14 protein-coding genes are annotated in these 17,009 nt (G+C 50.7%); 12 read left to right on the top strand and 2 right to left on the bottom strand.

Annotation, left to right across the window (positions count from 1 at the left end; genetic code table 11):
* Window positions 1-51 precede the first annotated feature (51 nt).
* The 6 genes from ACO0LM_RS14515 (at window position 52) to ACO0LM_RS14490 (ending at window position 5,885) form a co-directional block, all read left to right on the top strand.
* The gene (locus ACO0LM_RS14515) at window positions 52-459 is read left to right on the top strand and encodes a PTS sugar transporter subunit IIA (protein WP_422989805.1); all 408 of its coding nucleotides are present in this window, start codon (window positions 52-54) and stop codon (window positions 457-459) included.
* A 17-nt stretch (window positions 460-476) separates the two neighbouring features.
* Window positions 477-746, top strand: coding sequence for an HPr family phosphocarrier protein (locus tag ACO0LM_RS14510; RefSeq protein ID WP_422989806.1), 270 nt, complete (start codon window positions 477-479; stop codon window positions 744-746).
* A 328-nt stretch (window positions 747-1,074) separates the two neighbouring features.
* A complete protein-coding gene (ptsP, locus tag ACO0LM_RS14505; RefSeq protein WP_423037995.1) occupies window positions 1,075-2,850 on the top strand; it encodes a phosphoenolpyruvate--protein phosphotransferase in 1,776 nt (591 codons plus the stop codon).
* A 250-nt stretch (window positions 2,851-3,100) separates the two neighbouring features.
* Entirely contained in the window at window positions 3,101-4,252 is a 1,152-nt protein-coding gene (gene metX, locus ACO0LM_RS14500; protein WP_423037994.1) for a homoserine O-succinyltransferase MetX, read from the top strand.
* Window positions 4,249-4,851 carry a methionine biosynthesis protein MetW gene (gene metW / locus ACO0LM_RS14495; protein WP_422989812.1) on the top strand — a complete coding sequence of 201 codons (603 nt, stop codon included), beginning with the start codon at window positions 4,249-4,251 and terminating at the stop codon, window positions 4,849-4,851. Before metX ends, metW begins: the two co-directional genes overlap by 4 nt.
* A gap of 104 nt (window positions 4,852-4,955) precedes the next feature.
* Window positions 4,956-5,885, top strand: a complete 930-nt coding sequence (locus tag ACO0LM_RS14490; RefSeq protein ID WP_423037993.1) for a M48 family metallopeptidase — start codon at window positions 4,956-4,958, stop codon at window positions 5,883-5,885.
* 383 nt (window positions 5,886-6,268) lie between these two features.
* Here ACO0LM_RS14490 and ACO0LM_RS14485 read toward each other — a convergent pair whose 3' ends face one another.
* Complete coding sequence (locus tag ACO0LM_RS14485) at window positions 6,269-6,499, bottom strand: hypothetical protein (RefSeq protein WP_422989816.1); 231 nt, start codon at window positions 6,497-6,499, stop codon at window positions 6,269-6,271.
* Here ACO0LM_RS14485 and ACO0LM_RS14480 point away from each other — a divergent pair.
* Both ACO0LM_RS14480 and ACO0LM_RS14475 read left to right on the top strand, forming a co-directional pair.
* Window positions 6,498-8,825 (top strand): TonB-dependent receptor, encoded by a 2,328-nt coding sequence (locus ACO0LM_RS14480; protein WP_422989818.1) that lies wholly within the window; start codon window positions 6,498-6,500, stop codon window positions 8,823-8,825. The genes ACO0LM_RS14485 and ACO0LM_RS14480 overlap by 2 nt on opposite strands.
* Before the next feature lie 111 nt (window positions 8,826-8,936).
* Entirely contained in the window at window positions 8,937-10,661 is a 1,725-nt protein-coding gene (locus ACO0LM_RS14475) for a bifunctional metallophosphatase/5'-nucleotidase (RefSeq protein WP_423037992.1), read from the top strand.
* A 77-nt stretch (window positions 10,662-10,738) separates the two neighbouring features.
* On the opposite strand, the gene ACO0LM_RS14470 is transcribed toward ACO0LM_RS14475, so the two are convergent.
* Window positions 10,739-11,512 (bottom strand): exodeoxyribonuclease III, encoded by a 774-nt coding sequence (locus ACO0LM_RS14470; protein ID WP_423037991.1) that lies wholly within the window; start codon window positions 11,510-11,512, stop codon window positions 10,739-10,741.
* A 134-nt stretch (window positions 11,513-11,646) separates the two neighbouring features.
* Here ACO0LM_RS14470 and ACO0LM_RS14465 point away from each other — a divergent pair, with 134 nt between their 5' ends.
* From ACO0LM_RS14465 to gmd, 4 genes are all read left to right on the top strand, one after another.
* Complete coding sequence (locus ACO0LM_RS14465) at window positions 11,647-11,928, top strand: hypothetical protein (RefSeq protein WP_423037990.1); 282 nt, start codon at window positions 11,647-11,649, stop codon at window positions 11,926-11,928.
* Between the two features lie 15 nt (window positions 11,929-11,943).
* The gene (locus ACO0LM_RS14460; protein ID WP_423037989.1) at window positions 11,944-14,946 is read left to right on the top strand and encodes a glycosyltransferase; all 3,003 of its coding nucleotides are present in this window, start codon (window positions 11,944-11,946) and stop codon (window positions 14,944-14,946) included.
* 78 nt (window positions 14,947-15,024) lie between these two features.
* Window positions 15,025-15,690, top strand: a complete 666-nt coding sequence (gene pyrE / locus ACO0LM_RS14455) for an orotate phosphoribosyltransferase (protein ID WP_423037988.1) — start codon at window positions 15,025-15,027, stop codon at window positions 15,688-15,690.
* A gap of 276 nt (window positions 15,691-15,966) precedes the next feature.
* Window positions 15,967-17,004, top strand: coding sequence for a GDP-mannose 4,6-dehydratase (gmd, locus tag ACO0LM_RS14450; protein WP_423037987.1), 1,038 nt, complete (start codon window positions 15,967-15,969; stop codon window positions 17,002-17,004).
* The last annotated feature ends 5 nt before the right edge of the window (window positions 17,005-17,009 follow it).

Here is a 17,009-nt window from a genome sequence, read left to right as displayed (position 1 = left end):
ACAAGATTTCCCCGATATACATGATCGCAACTCCGTAAGAACTGAATAGATATGGTTGGCATACTTTTGATGACGCATGCACCGCTGGGCACTGCTTTTATGCAGGCCGCAGCCCATGTTTTTCGTGGCATGCCGGAGCGTTTTGAGGCGATTGATGTGATCGCTGACCAGAACATCGAGGAAGTCAACCGCCTCGCACGTGAAGCCGTGCAGCGTCTTGATGATGGTTCCGGTGTGTTGGTGATTACTGATGTCATGGGGGGAACGCCCTCGAATTGTTGCCGTCAACTGGGTGATCCTGACCGGGTTGCAATCATTGCCGGCATCAGCCTGCCCATGTTGCTGCGGGCGATTACTTATCGTAGTGATGTGCTGGATGTGGTGGTGGAAATGGCGCTGGCGGGTGGTCAGAATGGTGCCATCCGTCTGGATAACCGCGTTCGCCTTTCACCGAATTAATTGAAGGAAAATAAAGCATGATTCAACAGGAAATCGAAATTGTGAACAAACTGGGCCTGCATGCACGTGCTTCAGCCAAGTTCACACAAACTGCAAGCAAGTTCAAAGCCGAAGTCTGGCTGACCCGCAATAATCGCCGGGTGAATGGCAAATCCATCATGGGTGTGATGATGCTGGCAGCAGGCAAGGGTAGCAAAGTATTACTGGAAACCGAGGGGGCTGACGAGCAGGCGTGTTTCGATGCGATAGTCAGCCTGGTCAATGACAAGTTTGGTGAAGGTGAATAAGACGCTGCTGCAGCGGATGCTTCGTCAGATTTGAAACAAAGTTTGTCCACGCGGTTGGGGGAAGCCCGAGGTTTGATCAGTCGACGACAGGCACGCAGCTAGCCAGTTCTTGCAGTGCATATGCCTGACTGAACCCGGAGAAAAAACTGCTGTAAATGAAACAAATGGCAACATATTCCGCATTGTTGCTTTGGCTATATTCTGTTAAGTTGTTCTTTCTTGAATATACCTATAAATGGATGTCTCATCCTTTGAGGCACACAAGAAATAACAACAGGGTTGCATGATGGCTGGCACCCTGGACTATTGCAATTTTGGGGGACAAGGCATGGCATCATTTACATTGCAAGGCATCCCCGTTTCACGCGGTATTGCTATCGGGCGCGCGCATTTACTGCGGCCAGCGGCCCTGGATGTACAACATTATCTGGTCGGGCAAGAGCAGGTCGAAGCCGAAGTGCACAGACTGCAGGCAGCCATCGTCCAGGTCCATAAGGAATTACAGGCCATCTGGTCGGATTTACCGCCAGATGCGCCCACCGAACTCGGTGCCTTTATCGACGTTCATGTATTGATCCTATCAGATCCCATGATTTCCGAAGCACCGCTGGATATCATCCGTACCCGTCACTACAACGCTGAATGGGCACTGGTAAGCCAGATCGATGAATTGTCGGCCCAGTTTGATGAAATTGAAGACGACTATCTGCGTGAACGCAAGGCCGATATCCAGCAGGTGGCAGAGCGGGTACTCAAGGTATTGACCGGCACGGCTGGCAATGCCATCCGTTCTGACGGTATTGATGAACGCAGTGCCAACATGATCGTGGTCGCCAGGGACATATCGCCAGCAGACATGATGCAATTCCGCGATATGGCGTTTACCGGGTTTGTTACGGATGAAGGTGGACATAACTCGCACACGGCCATCGTTTCGCGCAGCCTGGGAATACCGGCAGTGGTTGGTATGGGCAATGCGTCACGCCTGATCGAACAGGATGACTGGCTGATTATCGACAGTGATGCCGGTGTGGTCATCGTCGCCCCAAGTAATCTGGTACTGGAACAATACCGTGAGCGTCAGACGGTGCTGATGAAAGCCAGGAAGAAACTGGGCAAGCTGAAAAAGACGCCGGCTATTACCCAGGATGGTGTCGAAATTACCTTGCTGGCAAATATCGAATTGCCGCAGGATGCGGCAGCGGCGCTGGAAGCCGGGGCCAGTGGCGTTGGCCTGTTTCGTTCCGAATTCCTGTTCATGGAAAGCAGTGGACTGGAACATAAATTGCCGACTGAAGAAGAGCAATTCGAGGCGTATCGCGCGGCAGTCACCGCCATGAAAGGCCGGCCAGTCACTATCCGTACCCTGGATGTTGGTGCCGACAAGCCGCTCGATACCACCGACCACAATATCCTCAACCCCGCACTGGGTTTGCGGGCGATACGTTATTGCCTGGCAGAGCCACAATTATTCCTGACGCAATTGCGGGCGATTTTGCGCGCTTCTGCATTTGGATCGGTGAAGATACTGATACCGATGATGGCGCATGGTTTTGAAATTGACCAGTCACTGGCGATGATAGAACAGGCAAAGGCCGAGCTGCACAAGGAGGGCAAGGAATTTGATGCCAAAATCGCGGTTGGTGCCATGATAGAAATCCCGGCGGCCGCCTTGTCGCTGCCGATGTTTGTGAAGAAACTGGATTTCCTGTCGGTAGGGACCAATGACCTGATTCAATACACTCTGGCGATTGACCGCGCTGATCATGAAGTTGCGCATTTGTATGACGATCTGCACCCGGCCATTCTGCAATTGTTGCAGATGATTATCACAGCCGGCGAACGTGCCGGTATCCCGGTATCCATCTGTGGGGGCATGGCCGGTGATATACGGCTGACCCGTTTGCTGACGGGCATGGGTTTCCGCGAATTATCGATGCCTGCCGCCTTGTTGCCGGAAATTAAGCAGGAAATTCTGAACACCCGGCTGGATGCCTTGCAGGGGCACGTGAAGAAGATATTGCGCAGTTACGATTCCGCAAGCATTCGTGAAACCCTGGCAGTGATGGCCAGCATTACACCAACTTTGCCAACCTTGCATTAGTGGACATTCGTGGACTGCAGCCAGTGCGGCGCTGAAGGTTTGACGGCAGCGCCGGACTTGGTTATCCTTAGTGTATTGCGCCGATTTGAAAATCAGCTTGCGGGCGCGTTTCGGGAAGTTTTCCGAATGATAAATACGGCTAAAGCGAGCTTGAATGCAGCTTTCCCCCTTCCCACATTCAGCCCTTCTTTTAGCCTTCCTGAGTTTTTTTGATAACGTAATAACGAGTTGATTCTCGATGGAAGAGTGTATGTCATCCTCACCTGGATCGGTTGGCATTGTGACGCCACAAGCGTTTCAATTCGATGAGCCTTTGGCTTTGCAAAACGGCACTTCGATTGCCGGCTATACCCTGATGGTGGAAACCTATGGCAGCCTGAATGCCGACAAGTCAAATGCCGTCCTGGTTTGCCACGCCCTGAATGCTTCACACCATGTGGCTGGCGTGTATGCCGACCAGCCCAAGAATATAGGCTGGTGGGACAATATGGTGGGACCCGGCAAGCCGGTCGATACCAATCGTTTTTTTGTCATCGGCGTGAATAACCTGGGTTCCTGTTTTGGTTCTACCGGCCCCATGCATACCAATCCTGCGACCGGCAAACCGTATGGTGCGGATTTCCCCGTCGTGACGGTGGAAGACTGGGTCAATGCGCAAGCCAGGCTGGCCGATCGTCTTGGGATTGTCCAATTTGCTGCCGTCATGGGTGGCTCGCTCGGTGGCATGCAGGCATTGGCCTGGAGTATTTTGTATCCCGATCGTCTGCGTCATTGCGTGGTGGTGGCGTCCACCCCCAAATTGTCGGCCCAGAATATTGCTTTCAATGATGTGGCAAGACAGGCGATTTTGACTGATCCCGATTTTCATGGTGGTGATTTTTATGCTCATGGTGTGGTGCCGCGCCGTGGCTTGCGGGTAGCGCGCATGATAGGTCATATCACCTATTTGTCTGATGACGACATGGCAGAAAAATTTGGCCGTGACCTGAAGGGCGGCGACTATCAGTTTGGTTTTGGTGTGGACTTTGAAATTGAATCTTACCTGCGCTATCAGGGTGATAAATTCTCGGATTATTTCGATGCAAATACCTATTTGCTGATTACCAAGGCACTCGATTATTTTGACCCTGCCCGTCATACCGGCGGTGATCTGGCCAGGGCGCTGGCGCAGACCAAGGCCAAGTTCCTGCTGGCTTCTTTCACGACTGACTGGCGCTTTTCGCCGGAGCGCAGCCGTGAAATCGTCAAGGCCCTGGTCAGTAACAAACGAACCGTCAGTTATGCAGAAATTGATGCGCCGCACGGCCATGATGCCTTCTTGCTGGACGACCCGCGTTACCTGAATCTGGTGGCCGCCTATTACCAACGCATTGATGCAGAATTGCAGGGAGTGGCAGCATGAACTTTTCCGAATTAAGCCATCTGCGCCCTGACCTGGCTTTTATCGCGCACTGGATCAAGCAACAGGCACAAGTGCTGGATGTCGGTTGTGGCGACGGTGTCATGCTCGACTATCTGCAATCCGACAAACTATGCACTGGCTATGGCATAGAAATCGCTGACGACAAGGTGCTTGATTGTGCCCGGCGCGGCGTCAATGTGATCCAGCAGGACATGGAAAATGGCCTCGACATGTTTGGCGACGATGCCTTTGATACCGTGCTGTGCCTGTCTTCGCTACAGATGATGAAACATGTGGAACCACTGCTCAGGGACATCGCCAGGGTGGGGCGCGAAGCGATTGTTTCTTTTCCCAATTTTGGTTACTGGCCACATCGTACCGCGCTGTTGCAGGGCAAGATGCCGGTATCCAAATCCTTGCCGTATCAGTGGTATGACACGCCCAATGTACGCTGTGCGACGATTTATGATTTTTATGACCTGGCCAATGAAGTCGGGCTGGAAGTGCTGGAATGCGTCGCCCTGCATGAAGGCAAGCTGGTGACCTGGCTGCCCAACTGGCGTGGCAGCCTGGCGGTGTTCCGCCTGCGCAAGAAGTGACGGTAAAGGTGTTGGTAAAATCAGGGGATGTGATGAAAGAATCTTTTTCAAAGAATCACCCCCTTTAAATGACCGCAACTGCTACCATTTCCTGCAATGAGATTGTGTACCTTCAACGACTGTCTGCTGCCATGAAACTGACTTGCCTTGCCCTCGTATTTTCCAGCTTGTTTGGCGTTGCCAGCCTTGGCCATGCCCAAAACAATGCTAGCCAGGATGGTGTCAAAGTGGGCAACATGTCCATCTTGCGCTCGTTTGCTCCTACCGGTGCGCTGGAAAATCAGGCGGCTGCCCAGTATGCGCAGACCATGCAACAGGCGCAAAAGCAGCGCGCGCTTGGACCGGATGATAATCCCCAGGTGATACGCCTGCGCGCTATTGCCAATAAATTGATTCCTTACGCGCTGAAGTGGAATGAACGTTCCAAACAATGGAAATGGGAAGTCAATCTGATTGGTTCCAAGCAAATCAATGCCTATTGCATGCCGGGCGGGAAGATTGCGTTTTATACAGGCATTCTTGATAGCCTGAAACTCACCGATGATGAAGTCGCCATCGTCATGGGGCATGAAATCGCCCATGCACTGCGTGAGCATGGTGCCGAAAGAGCCGGTACGGCAAATATCGCCAATGTCGGTGTCCGTATCGTTGAAATGTGGGCAGGTGCCAAAGGCTATGACCCCAACCTGGCAGGTGGGGTAGCCAGCGGGGTTGCCAAAGTCAGCATGCTAAAATTTTCCCGTGGGGATGAAACCGAGGCGGACGTGGTCGGCTTAGATATTGCGGCACGTGCCGGCTATGATCCGCGTGCTGGCGTTGCCTTGTGGCAAAAAATGGGCATGGTCAGCAAAGGTGCGCCGCCGCAGTGGCTGTCTACCCACCCTGCGGGTACCGCCCGTATTGCCGAAATCCAGCGCCATTTGCCCGAAGTCATGCCTTTGTATGCACATGCCAAAGGCGTCAGCATTAGTTCGCTGCCACCGTATCAAACCAATGTGAAGGGCATCGCGCCCGTTCTATATTCGGCAAAATAAGCACAAAACTGGCAAATAACGTTGCTGCAACGATAACTTGTGGCGCAATTGTGACAGTTTATTGCCGCCAAAACCACTTTGTCATCATCCTTTCATAATTGGATGTGACACTCTGCTAGTTCAAAATTTTATGTGATAGACTATTTTCACATATCAAAATATCTAATTAACAGATCATCTGCCCAGGCATTTGCTCAAGTTTAAAAGATGTCATTAGGGGATAGACGCACTGTAATAAGTCCGTCTGTTTTTTGTTTGGAAATAGCAATCGTTTGCGCCGTTCGAGATTATTTATTTTCTCAAAAAAGCAATCGTTTGCGCGGCCTGATATGGCCGTAGGATATTTCTAATGTGACATGTAATGGCAGATGTGTGTTGTGGAATTACAACCAGTTACAAAAAAAAGCCAAGAAATTTGGCAAAAAACAAGCTGTGTAGGGGATGTCATCAGGCAGTTGTGATGGCTTGAGATGATGAACGGGGTTTTGCACTAATTTTAATTTCCATTTGTAAAATGATTCGGGAGCTTCAATGAAACAATCTAACAAATCGTCCATATTTCCATCGCGTTTGTCGATGGTAGCGATCGCATGCCAACTGGCATGCCTGAGCATGTCCTCTGCTTACGCACAAACAGTAGAAGTCAAACAAACTGCTGAATCGACAGAAAGTGCGGACGCCAAGCGCGTTACCATTACCGGCCGTAAAGTTGGTACTGGTTTGATGGTGGATGAAGACGCACCAAAAGCACGTAGTACTGTTACCCGTGAGGAGTTGATCAAACAACGTCCAACCGGCAACGCATACCAGGCGTTGGATCTGTTGCCTGCGGTGAACTCATACAACTATGACGCTACAGGTTTGTTTGGTGGTGGTTTGACATTGCGTGGCTTTAACAGTGACCAGATTGGTTTTACTGTTAACGGTGTACCCGTCAATGACTCCGGTAGCTTCTCGGTTTTCCCGCAAGAATTTGTGGATCAGGAAAATACCTGTTCCAACTTTGTTACCCAAGGCTCTACTGATGTTGACTCTCCTCACGTAGGTGCAACCGGCGGTAATATTGGTATTACTACATGTGAACCAGAAAAAGAAAGCCGCATCCGTGTCATGCAGACATTTGGTGGCCTGAAGATGTACAAATCTTTCCTGCGTTATGACACAGGTTTGATTGGCGAAAGCAAAGCCCGCTTCTTCATCTCTGCATCTCATGCCCGTTCCGACAAATGGAAGGGTGAAGGCCAGGCTCAACGTAATCACGTTGATCTGGGTGGTCGTATAGATTTCGATCGTTTTAATTACATTAACGGCAACATATTGGTTAATAGTGCAGTTAACAATAACATCGGCACCCTAAGTTTGGCCCAGTTGAACCAGTTTGGTTACAACTATGATTTCGGTTCCACTTTTACCCCAGGCCATTTAACCCCGGTAAACGGACAACCACCCCAGGTAGAAACTGGTCCTAGCCCGCAATATTACAAATTGGCTACCAATCCATTCCAGAACGTGATCGCCTCAGTAACAGGTCAATTCCGTATAGCTGAAAATACTGATCTGAAGGTATTGCCTTATTTCTGGTATGGCTACGGTACAGGTGGTGTGCAGCAAAAAGTGGTTGCCGAAAATGGCTTCCTGAACGCGGGTAAATTGACAGGTACTGTTGATCTGAATGGTGATGGCGATACTCTCGACAAAATCATCATGGCTGGCAGCAGTGTCACACGTACACAGCGCCCTGGTATCACTGCATCCATCAGCCACACGATGGACAACCACACTATCCTCGGCGGTTTCTGGTTTGAACAGGCGACACATCGTCAAACTAGCCCTATCGTACCGGTCGACGCTTCTGGCAATCCTGCGGATTTCTGGCTGCGTGACGGCATCATTTTGCGTCCAGATGGCACACGATATGAAGCTCGTGACTGGAAAACCATCAGTACTGCATGGCAGTTCTTCCTGCAAGACACCATCAGTTTGCTGAACAATAAAATGTCCATCAATGTTGGTGTGCGTTCGCCCCATGTCAAACGTGACTTCACCAACTATGCGAATGAAGGCGGCACGCTACCCACTTACACGACGACATACAATGTGCAGCAGACATACAGCGATTTGTTGCCACAACTGGGTATCAAGTACCAGATCGACAATACCAATCAGTTGTATGCAAGTCTGGCTAAAAACATGAAAGCCCCGCCTAACTTTGCGTTTGCGCCTACTAGCAACAATGTACAGTTCGTGAATGGTGTAGCCACGATTACCGGCAATCTGAAAGAAGAAACAGCATGGAACCTGGACGTTGGTTACCGTCATCAAAGTGATGTATTGACTGCTCAAGTTGACGTTTTCAATGTTGATTTCAAAAACCGCCAGGGTAATGCTTACGATCCTATCGCTGACAAGAGTATCTATACCAACGTAGGTGCAGTGTCCATGCGCGGGATGGAAATTGAATTAGGTAACAAGCCTATTAATGGTTTGTCATTCTACGGTTCGGTCAGCTATACACAAAGTAAAGTCAAAGATAATATTGTTTTCAGTAAAACGTCTTTCTTGCCAACATCTGGCAATGAATTTGCTCTGACACCAAATTGGAAATATGGTTTGAGTGCGCAATATGAAACAGGTGCATTCTATAGTCGCCTCAAGTTCAAACATACTAGTGCGCAGTATGCAAGTTTGATGAATGATGAACTTGTCCCTGGCTACCACGTAGTGGATTTTGATGCCGGTTATCAATTCCCAAATTGGGGCATGATGAAGAAGCCTACCGTGCGTTTTAATGTGAGCAACATATTCAACGAGCAATATCGTAATCCTAGTTCCGCCACTATCCTTAATACCAAGGCAATTAATGGTGTTAGCGCTAGTACCGCGTTCTACTATCTGGGTTCGCCACGTTTCACATCTGTCACTCTATCCGCCGATTTCTGATAGGTTGGCATAATGCTGTGAACTCGCAATCTCACGGCAGCTAGATTGTTTTGGGCCCGCAACAAGCTTTCTTGTTGCGGGTTTTTTCTTTTGAATTCAAGAATCGTTTTTATGCAAAAGCTTAAACATATTTCCGTGCTACTCGCCAGCAGTTTGCTGGCAGCCTGTGCCAGTACCGACATGGCCAGCAAGAGCGCTACTATAGACATCACCATTTTCAGCATCAACGATTTTCACGGCAATCTGCAAGCCAGCCAACCCGTACCGTATATGGCAACCAAGATCGACCCGGCACATCCGGGTGGAAAAATCTCGGTTCCGGCCGGTGGATATGCCTACCTCAGCAGCAAGCTCAGTGAGCGACGCAAGGCTGTTACCAACAGCATACTGGTGGGCGGTGGTGACCTGATCGGTGCTTCACCTATGGGTTCTGCCCTGATGAAGGATGAACCAGTGATCGAGGCCATGAACCGGCTGGATCTGTCTGCCACCGCTGTGGGTAATCATGAGTTTGACAATGGTACTGCCGACCTGATGCGCAAGATCAATGGCAACTGCCCGGCTGCCGGTTGTGCTTATCAGGAATTCAGCGGTGCCCGTTTTAGCTATCTGGGCGCGAACGTATACGAGCAGGGTAGTAGTACGCCGTGGCTGACACCCTATATGATCCGGCAGGTGGGTGAAGTGAAAGTCGGTTTCATCGGTGCCGTGACTTCCGACGTGCCAAATCTGGTGGCGGGTGATGCTGTCAAGCATCTGCGCTTTGAAGATGAAGCTACCGCCATTAACCGCTACGTGCCGGAGCTGCAAAAACAGGGTGTCGCCGCGATCGTGGTATTGATACATGAAGGTGCTACCTACAAGGGCGCAGAAACCGATCCGACCTATCGTTGCGAGGGCTTGCAAGGTCCTATCATAGAGATCAGCAAAAAGCTGGACAAGGCTATTAGCCTGGTGGTGTCAGGCCATTCGCATCAGGGCTATACCTGCAAGATCGATGGGCGACTGGTGGTGCAGGGGCGCAGTTATGGTTCGTTCTTGACAGAATCGACGCTGACGATAGACCGCAACAGCAACACGGTGATCAAGGCAGTGGCGGTGAATCATCTTATTGATCAGCAGGTACTGAAGCCGGACCCGGGCGCACAGGCGCTGGTGGACCTGGTGGCGAACCAGACTGCCGGCCTGCGTCTGCGTCCGATCGTGAGTCTGAATGCACCTTTGTTGCGCGCCAGCGAGGGCGGCGCATTTGACAGCAGTCTGGGTAACATCATCGCCGATGCCCAGTTGCACCATGCGCAGCATATGGGTGGGGGCGAGGGCGGGGGCGATATGGCATTCATGAATGCAGGCGGGATACGCAGTGATGTGCCATCCGGCAAATCGCAAGGACCAGTCGCCATCAATTACGGTGACCTGTATGCTGCCCAGCCCTTTGGTAATAATCTGGTACGCATGCGTCTCAGCGGTTCCCAGGTGCTGGGTTTGTTACAGCAGCAGTGGGAAGGCCGCAGCATCGACGACCCGAAGAAACTGTTTGTATCCCATACCATCACCTATAGCTGGGACCCGCAAGCCGCAGCAGAAAAGCGTATCAGCAATGTGCTGATCAAGGGCAAGCCGCTGGATATGAATCAGCAGTACCTGGTGGTGGTGAACAGCTTCCTGGCAGATGGTGGTGACGGCTTTACCCTACTGAAGCAGGGCAAGGACCGCGAAATTATTGGTCGCGACATGGAAGCTTTTGAAGCTTATGTGCGTGAGCAAGGCAGCCAGTTGGGTGAAGTCAGGCGTGACCGTGTCAAGCGCGTGGCAGGCAGTGTCACCAAGCCTTGATGGTATAAATCACTGCCCGGTACGGTTACCAGGCAGTGACTGGAGTGACTGGAGTCGCCACAGTGCTCAGTGCCGGCTTATTTGTAATGGATGATCAAGGGGGCATGATCGGAAAAACGCTGTTCTTTATAGATGGATGCAGAGTGTGCTTTTTTCCCTATGCCGCCAGTGGCAACGTGGTAATCGATACGCCAACCGACGTTGTTTGCCCAGGCCTGTCCACGATTGCTCCACCAGGTATAGGCGTCGCCGGTGGTTTCGGGGTGCAGGTGGCGGTACACATCCAGCCAGCCTTGTTCGTCAAACAGGCGTGTCATCCAGGCGCGCTCTTCTGGCAGGAAGCCGGAATTCTTTTGATTGCTTTTCCAGTTCTTTAAGTCGATTTCCTTGTGAGCGATATTCCAGTCACCACAGATAATGATTTCTCTGCCTTCGGCTATCAATGCCTGCAGGTGTGGGAAGAAGGCATCCATGAAGCGGAATTTGGCCTCCTGCCTTTCTGGCGACGACGAACCGGAAGGGCAATATAGGGAAATCACCGACAATTTTCCAAAATCGCAACGCACATAACGGCCTTCGGCATCGAATTCCGGGCAGCCAAAACCGATGGCGACCGTATCTGGTTGTTTTTTACTGTAGACACCCACGCCCGAATACCCTTTTTTTTCCGCATAGTGGAAATGACCGTGATAAGCATGGGGATTCAAAAAGTCCGGTGTCATGTCTGCTTCCTGGGCTTTCAGCTCCTGTACGCAGACAACATCCGGCTTTTCTTTTTCCATCCATTCAAAAAACCCTTTTTTTGCGGCTGAACGTATGCCATTCAGATTGGCGGAGATGATTTTGGTCATGATGAGTGTGGGCTCCAGATGGGAAGTGAAAAAGCATACCAGATGCTAGCCTAACGTGTGAACTTGAGTGGAGCCGCGGGTTGATGGTTTATACTGGCGAGCTATTTGGGTACGATTTTAGATTGCTTATGACCATGAATGAAGATCAATTGCGTGCAGAGCTCAAGGCGGTGTATGCCAGTTCATCCTGGAAAATCACTGCTCCGCTGCGAATGGTGTTTCAACTGCTCAAGCGTGGCGGTTGGCAGAAATTGTATCTGGATATCAAGATTTTGATCAAGAAAGCCAGGGCTCGTCCTGCGGTAGTTGGTCCGGCTCAGGTCAAACATACCAGCACGGAGCGACTCGGGGTCGAGGGAAGGAAAGTATTGTGCGAGCTGCAAAATCGAATAAAACACAACAAACATATGGAATAGTGAGCACCATTCGTTATGCGTATTCTGATAGATTTACAAGCTTGTCAATCCACTGGTAGTCGTGATCGCGGCATAGGCCGTTATTCTCTTGCCTTGGCCAAGGCCATGGCCAGCAACGCCGGGCAACATGAAATATGGCTGATGTTGAGTGGCCTGTTTCCTGAAACGATACAACCCTTAAGAAACATTTTTGCTGAACTTGTACCTAGTGAGCGAATAGTCACCTGGCGTACCCCGGCCCCTGTTGCCGAACTGGTACCGGACAATTATTGGCGTAACCGTACGGCAGAATTGGTCAGGGAACATGCCTTGGCCAGCATACGACCTGATTTTGTCCATGTGACCAGTCTGTTTGAAGGCTCGGGTGATGATGCTGTCTCCAGTGTCGGTTTGACAGACGAGCGTCTGGCGACAGCCGTCACTTTGTATGACCTGATACCGCTGGTGTATGAGAAGCAATACTTGCAGCAGCCATCTCAACGCGCATGGTATTACCGCAAACTGGCCAGCCTGAAGAGGGCTGATCTGTTACTGGCGATCTCTGATTTTTCGAGGCAGGAAGGGATCGAATTACTGCAACTGCCGCCCGAGCGTGTAGTGAGCATCTCATCAGCGGTGGCCGAAGATTTTCAGTTATGCATGGGTACGCAGGAAGCGCTCAGCGCCAAGGCGGATTTACGCAAACGTTACGGTCTGCAGCGTAGTTTTATCATGTATACCGGTGGCATAGACATACGCAAAAATATTGAAGGCCTGATTGCTGCCTATGCAGAATTGCCTGTCGCCCTGCGTCAACAATACCAACTGGCGATAGTCTGCAGCGTGCAGGATACCGTGCGCCAGCGTTTGGGAGCATTGGCACGTAAACTGGGGCTGGCTGAAGATGACGTGGTATTGACGGGTTTTGTGCCGGATGCGGATTTGCCCCTGCTCTATCAGGCTTGCGCATTATTTGTATTTCCCTCATGGCATGAGGGTTTTGGTTTACCCGCTTTGGAAGCCATGTCTTGTGGTGCACCGGTGATTGCCTCGAATGCCAGTAGCCTGCCTGAAGTACTTGGTTGTCCCGAGGCTTTATTTAATCCCAGAGATATCAAATCTATTGCCGGCAAGATGGCAGAGGTGCTGCAAAATCCGGCATTTGCAGATCAGCTGCGCCAGCGTGGTTTGATTCAGGCAAAGAAATTTTCCTGGGATGCGTCAGCCAAAAAAGCCATTGAAGCGATACAGTACAGTCATGCCAGGCAGAATGAAATCGCCAGCACAAAAGTGACGCTGACCTCGCACCGGGCCAAGCCAAGACTCGCCTATATTTCACCGCTACCGCCTTTGGCTACAGGAATTGCCAATTACAGTGCCGACTTATTACCGGAGCTGGCTGACTATTACGACATCACCCTGATTTGCGATCAGGATGAAGTTGCATCACCCTGGCTCAACGCCAATTTCCGTATCCGTGATACCAACTGGTTCGCCCGGCATGCCGATGAGTTTGACCGTAGCGTCTACCATTTTGGCAATTCGCCAGCGCATGCCTTCATGTACCCCCTGTTTTCAGATCATCCTGGGGTGATGGTATTGCATGATTACTTTTTGGGTGATTCGCTGGCGCATCTGGAACTGAGCAAGCAGATACCGGGGATCTGGACTTCGCACATGTATCAGTCACATGCGTATGCCGGATTGCTGGAGCGACGTGATGCCGGGGATGACCTTGCCTTGATCCGGAAATTTCCGTGCAGTGGCGGCTTGCTGGACATGGCGGAAGGCGTCATCGTGCATTCTGCGCATGCCATGGAATTGGGGCGCTTCTGGGGAACGGCGCAACAAACCGCGCACTGGAAGCAGGTGGCTCTTCTGCGCAAAATACCCATACAACTGGATAAGCGCACGGCGCGTGAAGCATTGGGATTGAAGGAAGATGATTTTGTCATCTGTTCCTTCGGCATGCTCGGTGCCACCAAACTGAATCAGGTATTGCTGGAGACCTGGCTGGCTTCTTCATTCGCTGGTGATGCGCGTTGCCATCTGGTTTTCGTGGGTAAAAATGATACTGGCAGTTACGGTGCAAAACTGCAAAAAGATATCCAGCAATGTGCGGCTGTCGGTCGCATCAGTATTACCGGATTTATTGAACCATCCATCTACAGCCAGTATTTGCAAGCGGCTGATGTGGCGGTTCAATTGCGTACCTATTCGCGTGGTGAAACATCGGCAGCCGTGCTTGAATGCATGGCATATGGCTTGCCCGTCATCGTGAACCGTAATGGTTCCATGGCAGAATTGCCGCAGGACTGCGTGGTATCCATTGCGGATGATTTTGAACCGGCTGAACTCTTGCGTGCCATCGAGCAAGTCCGGCAAGATGCCTCTGGCCGGCAAGTGATGGGACATGCTGCGCGCACCATGCTACAGACACAGCATGCACCAGCCCTGATTGCGGAAAAATACTTTGACGCCATAGAATGGTTTGCCGAAAACGAACCCTCTGCCCGCTTGCACCGTAGCCTGGATGCGATTGCCAACATCACGCCTTTGTCGGCTTCTTTGGCCGACGACTTGCCAGAGCTTGCACGCTGTCTAGTGACCCAGCAAAGACGATCTGGCAAGCGCCTGATCATGGTGGATGTCAGCCCATGGTGCAAGCAAGGGGCGCCGGTCCCGCCAGTGCTAAAACCCTTGTTGGAACAATTGATGCTGAGCAGGCCTGACTTGCGGATAGAAACCGTTGTGCACGACGACCACGATTTCCGGTATGCGAGATCCTGGACATGCAAATTCCTGCAATTGCCTGCATTGAGCCTGCCTGATGATATCGTTGAATTTCAAGCTGGGGACTTTTATCTTGATTTGCATGGGAGTGAGGATTTGCAGAACATATATGTGAATCTGAGGACGCCCATGCTTGAGATGAACCTGGCACGGGCCAGTTTGCAGGTCAGGAATGTGGGCATATCCGCTGATGAAGATGTTATAAAGACAATGTTGGCCGCGTTTTCCCTGGCCATTTCCGCCTGAAACAAACATGAAAACAACAAAGTCACATGATATCCTTGGTGCCAGGGACCGTGGTGACGTAGCTAAGCAGAGGTTATTTTGAGTACTTTAAGACAAGAATTCATACAATTTTCGGTAGAGGCCGGTGTCATACGCTTTGGCGAATTTGTGACGAAAGCGGGGCGCAAGTCGCCTTATTTCTTTAATGCCGGCCTGTTTAACGACGGTGCCAATCTGGGCCGCATTGCTGATTTTTATGCGCAGACCTTGCTCGACTCAGGTATAGAATTTGACATGCTGTTTGGCCCGGCTTACAAAGGTATCACCCTGGCCTCCGCGACTGCAGTGGCACTCGCGCGCAAAGGCAGAAACGTCCCTTTTGCGTATAACCGCAAGGAAGCCAAAGACCATGGCGAAGGCGGGAACATCGTTGGTGCAAAGCTCGAAGGCAAAGTCGTCATTATTGATGACGTCATTTCTGCCGGTACTTCGGTACGAGAATCCGTGGAAATCATCCGTCATGCCGGTGCCACCCCATGTGCCGTGCTGATTGCACTTGATCGTATGGAACGTTCTGGCAAGGATGATGCGCTGTCCACGCATTCTGCGGCACAGGAAGTAAGCCAGGCGTATGGCATGCCGGTCGCCGCAATTGCCAATCTAAACGATTTATTTGATTATTTGTCTACAGTCAGCGCCAGTGAGCAATTGTCAATGTACAAAGATTCGGTCGAAAATTACCGTAAGCGCTACGGCGCAGTCTGAATAATCGTTTAAAGAATTGCCTGGATATCAGTTGAGATTCAATCGAAATTCGGTTGCAATTCAGTTTCAATTGAAATTTTGATTGTGTAAGTGTTAATAATTAACGTCACTTACAAGCGCTTGCATTAATTTTCCGCAGTGCGGCGAACACTCATTGTATACTGGGCAACCTTGGATAAATTGTGACCGCTGTCACAGATGATTTCAAATGAGCGGTTCATTATCTGATTAAAAAAAGAATGTTGAATGTTCGCAATTGCGAAGAGGTTTTTTGTAATGAGTAAAAAAGCGTTAATCACTGGTATTACTGGTCAGGATGGAGCCTATCTGGCGCAATTGCTGCTGGAAAAAGGTTATACCGTCTATGGTACTTACCGTCGTACCAGTTCAGTCAATTTTTGGCGCATAGAAGAGCTGGGTATTGCCGCACATCCGGCACTGCATCTGGTCGAATATGATTTGACGGATCTGTCAGCCAGCATACGTCTGCTGCAAACCACCGGTGTGACTGAAGTATATAACCTGGCGGCACAAAGTTTTGTCGGCGTGTCTTTTGAGCAGCCGCTGACCACTACGGAAATTACCGGCATTGGTGCCCTGAATTTGCTGGAAGCGATCCGTATCGTGAATACCGAGATCCGCTTTTATCAGGCATCGACTTCCGAAATGTTTGGCAAGGTGCAAGCCGTACCGCAAGTCGAATCCACACCGTTTTATCCGCGCAGCCCGTATGGTGTCGCCAAGTTATATGCACACTGGATGTCGATCAATTATCGCGAATCGTATGGCATTTTTGCCTGCAGCGGTATTTTGTTCAATCACGAATCACCATTGCGTGGGCGTGAATTTGTGACCCGTAAAATTACTGATTCGGTTGCCAAGATCAAGCTGGGCAAACTGGATGTGCTGGAATTGGGCAACATGGATGCCAAGCGTGACTGGGGCTTTGCCAAGGAATATGTGGAAGGCATGTGGCGCATGTTGCAGGCCGATAAGCCAGATACTTTTGTGCTGGCGACCAATCGCACCGAAACCGTACGTGATTTTGTGACCATGGCCTTCAAGGCCGCGGACATCCAGCTCAACTGGTCCGGTGAAGGCGAAAATGAAACTGCCAGTTGCAGCAGGACCGGCAAGGTATTGGTGCGTGTCAATCCAAAATTCTATCGCCCTGCCGAAGTGGAATTGTTGATCGGTGATCCGGCCAAGGCCAAACAGGTATTGGGTTGGGAACCAAAAACGACGCTGGAAGAATTGTGCCAGATGATGGTGGAGGCTGATGTGCGTCGTAATCAGAACGGCGCGTCGTTCTGATGACT

It is taken from the genome of Undibacterium sp. Di26W, assembly GCF_049340265.1.
GTDB lineage: Bacteria > Pseudomonadota > Gammaproteobacteria > Burkholderiales > Burkholderiaceae_D > Undibacterium.
Note: the sequence above shows the minus strand (reverse complement) of the source record. Positions and strands in the feature narration are given on the sequence as shown.

Bases quoted from the DNA above. Each gene is read 5' to 3' on its own strand.
- ACO0LM_RS14485 (WP_422989816.1), bottom strand. From the start codon at position 6,499: ATGCTCAGGCATGCCAGTTGGCATGCGATCGCTACCATCGACAAACGC.
- metX (WP_423037994.1), top strand. From the start codon at position 3,101: ATGTCATCCTCACCTGGATCGGTTGGCATTGTGACGCCACAAGCGTTT.
- ACO0LM_RS14515 (WP_422989805.1), top strand. From the start codon at position 52: ATGGTTGGCATACTTTTGATGACGCATGCACCGCTGGGCACTGCTTTT.
- ACO0LM_RS14480 (WP_422989818.1), top strand. From the start codon at position 6,498: ATGTCCTCTGCTTACGCACAAACAGTAGAAGTCAAACAAACTGCTGAA.
- ACO0LM_RS14470 (WP_423037991.1), bottom strand. From the start codon at position 11,512: ATGACCAAAATCATCTCCGCCAATCTGAATGGCATACGTTCAGCCGCA.
- ACO0LM_RS14475 (WP_423037992.1), top strand. From the start codon at position 8,937: ATGCAAAAGCTTAAACATATTTCCGTGCTACTCGCCAGCAGTTTGCTG.
- ptsP (WP_423037995.1), top strand. From the start codon at position 1,075: ATGGCATCATTTACATTGCAAGGCATCCCCGTTTCACGCGGTATTGCT.
- ACO0LM_RS14465 (WP_423037990.1), top strand. From the start codon at position 11,647: ATGAATGAAGATCAATTGCGTGCAGAGCTCAAGGCGGTGTATGCCAGT.
- ACO0LM_RS14460 (WP_423037989.1), top strand. From the start codon at position 11,944: ATGCGTATTCTGATAGATTTACAAGCTTGTCAATCCACTGGTAGTCGT.
- metW (WP_422989812.1), top strand. From the start codon at position 4,249: ATGAACTTTTCCGAATTAAGCCATCTGCGCCCTGACCTGGCTTTTATC.
- ACO0LM_RS14510 (WP_422989806.1), top strand. From the start codon at position 477: ATGATTCAACAGGAAATCGAAATTGTGAACAAACTGGGCCTGCATGCA.
- gmd (WP_423037987.1), top strand. From the start codon at position 15,967: ATGAGTAAAAAAGCGTTAATCACTGGTATTACTGGTCAGGATGGAGCC.